Annotated in this window: 2 protein-coding genes; both read right to left on the reverse strand. The window is 77.1% G+C overall.

Annotated elements, in window-relative coordinates:
• Window positions 1-46: 46 nt before the first annotated feature.
• The gene (locus ABZ885_RS38640) at window positions 47-847 is read right to left on the reverse strand and encodes a hypothetical protein (RefSeq protein ID WP_360199501.1); all 801 of its coding nucleotides are present in this window, start codon (window positions 845-847) and stop codon (window positions 47-49) included.
• Window positions 844-2,848: hypothetical protein (locus ABZ885_RS38645; RefSeq protein ID WP_360199503.1), on the reverse strand; the 2,005-nt coding region annotated here is incomplete at its 5' end. The genes ABZ885_RS38645 and ABZ885_RS38640, both read right to left, overlap by 4 nt.

The following is a 2,848-nucleotide window of genomic DNA, read 5'->3' on the forward strand; positions in this document are numbered from 1 at the left end:
TGGTCCTCGGCACCCTGGAGCTCAGCCCGCTGACCATGGCGAACGTCTACGCGACAAGCGCCGGCGGATCGCCCTCGCCCGTCGCGCAGGTGAAGAAGCCGAGCGAGGTGCGCCCACCGTCGAGCGGCCGCAGCGGGTCGATCTGCCCGTGGAACTCCAGTGCGGCGTCCTCGGGTTGGCGGACGACGTCGAACCGGACGGTGGTGACGACGCCCTCGTCCCCGGGGGTGAAGAAGCGCATCCCCGCGCCGAGCCCGGCGAACGCGTCGCCGCGGGCCGGCGCGTCGAGGACGAACCGCCAGGCACCGGTGTGACCGGCCGCCATGCACAACAGCGTGGTCGTGCGCCGGGCGGGGAAGCGGGCCGTCGGCGAGTACAGCGTGAGGGCGGAGCGGTCGGCGCCGTCGGCGACGGCGAAGCCCCAGCCGGCCGCCGTGTCCGCGGGGGCGACCGCCCCGCCGCCGGCCACCGTGAGCCGGTAGTCGGCCAGGGGGAAGTCCGCCCCGTCCGCCACCCACGTCCCGTCCGGGCCTTCCCGGCCGGTGAGTGCGGTGGCCGCCCACGCGGTGGGCGGTGCCGTCGGGTCGGCGACCCAGAGGAAGCGGGGCGGACGCCGCGGCGCGTAGCGGCCGAGCCAGGTCCGCAGTGCCGCCAGGAACGCCGTCGGGTCCGCGGCCGGCGCGCCGAGGAGGACGTAGACGCCGCGGCCGTCCGCCCAGGTGCCGGTCAGCGTCGGCCGGTCGCCGAGCGCTGCCGGGTCGGAGGCGAGGAAGGCCGCCACGCGGTCCGCCGGATCCGCCCAGTAGAGCGCGGTGTCCCCGGCCCGGGTGAACGTGGGCTCACTCATCGGCCGGGGCCGGGGCCGGGGCAGGGGCAGGGGCAGGGGCCGGTGGCGAGGTCGAGCCGGTCGCCGTGCAGCAGCGGCAGGTCGAGCGCGGCCGGCTCGCGCGGCTGCCAGCCCGGGACGACCGGCCAGTCGCCGGCCGGGCCGTCGGCCGAGGCACCGGCCGGGGCCGCCGCCGACCGCGGCCGGTGCATCGTCACGCCGTTCAGCGGCACGGGGACGGCCGAGGGCCGCCGGCCCTCGCTCGCGAGCACGTTGCCCAGCGTCGTCCCCACCGGCACCAGCCGGGACGCGCCGTTCACGCTGATCCGCACCATCGCCCGGACCACCGCGCGACCGCGCAGGTAGGCCGCGGCGACGCCGCTGCCGGGCGGGTCCTGCCGGCGGACGTTCTCGGTGGCCGCGTCCAGCGCGGCGAGCGTGGCGGCCGCCAGCAGGACGACGTTCTGCTGCGGCCACAGCGAGCCCGGCGTGGTCGTCGGCAGCAGCGTCCTCGGGAAGACCAGGCGCGCGTACGGCAGCCGCAGCGCCCGCGCGAACAGGTCGACCGCGCCCGCGCCGCCGTACAGCTGCCCCGGCCCGGTGCCCGGCCCCGACGGGTCCGGCACCTCGACGCCGCCCTGCTGCGCGAGCTCGGCGAGGAACGCGTCCAGGCCGCTGGTCCAGGTGCCCGCGCTGTCGTAGGAGGCCACCTCGTAGTCGGCGACGCCCGAGGTGACGAACCCGGAGAGCGGGCTGCCCTGGCCGCCGGGCGCGATCTGGTAGCCCTCGTACTCGACGCGCACCACGATGCCCGGGCGCAGGTCGAAGCAGCCGCGGTCGAAGCGCAGGCCGTAGGCGAAGTACAGCGTCTCGGCGAAGGTCTGCGGCATCGACCGCGAGACCGCCTCGGTGAGCGCGGCGACCCCGTACGGCGTGACGGCGAGCGGCTGGAGGTCGGCGAGCAGCGCGGCCCACCGGGCGATCACGTCGGGGCGGTCGGTGAAGCTCCAGACGGGGCTGCTCGCCGGGATCATCAGGGTGTATGCGAACGGCCCGGAGTCGGCCGGTGTCAGGACGAAGCCGAGCGGCAGCTCGACCTCCTCGGACAGCGGGGTGGCGAACAGCTCCGGCAGGCCGAGCGTGACGTCGGTCGCGGTCAGCACCGGACCGCGCTGCGGCGCGAGGTACGAACGGCCGACGAACAGGGCCTCGGTGAACACCGGGACGGGCTCCGACGGTGCCCCGACCGCGAGGGACGCGAGCGCCTGGACGACCACGGTCGTGGCGTCGTCGTCGATCTCCACCGGCCAGCTGCCCGCGACCGCCGTCGTGTCGCCGAGCGCGGTCACGGTCGTGCCGACCACTGTGCTGACCCGGTACCCGTCGACGAGCGGGGAGGGCAGTGCGTCCCAGGACACCCGCAGGTCGGCGCCGTCGTAGGCGACCCTGACGCCGGTGGGCGCGACGGTGAGCAGCGCGGCGGCGTCGCCGGTCGGGCCGACGGCGGTGCCGGCCAGGCCGCGCAGGGCGATGGTGGCGGTGTTGGGGATGTCGTCCGGCAGGGTGAGGACGACCGGGTCACCGGTGAACGGCAGGTCGTCGAGTTCGGCCCCGGTGCCGCCCCAGCGCACCACGGGCCGGACGGCGGTCAGCGGCGGCGACTCCGGTGGCGTGCACGTCAGGGTCACGCTGCGGTCCGCGCCGACGGCCACGCCGGTGAGCTGCGGACCGGTGGTGACCAGGGCGAGGGACGCGACCGGTCCCCGTGCCACACCCGCGACCCGGGCGACCGTGGCCGTGCCGGAGGTGAGCGGCAGATCGGCGCAGTGCCCCGGTGTCAGCAGGGCGGTCCCGCCGACGGCGACGCGGAACGTCCCGTCCGGCGGCCCGGCCCACGCCAGCTCCACCCGGCCGCCGTCGACGCGGGCGTTGCGACGCCGCAGCCGGGCTGTGCCCTCGGCCACGGAGCGGCCGGCGTCGAAGCCGGGAGGCGGAGCCGGTTCGTCGGCCAGGGCCGTCAGA

It is taken from the genome of Kitasatospora sp. NPDC047058, assembly GCF_040643935.1.
Taxonomy (GTDB): Bacteria; Actinomycetota; Actinomycetes; order Streptomycetales; family Streptomycetaceae; genus Kitasatospora.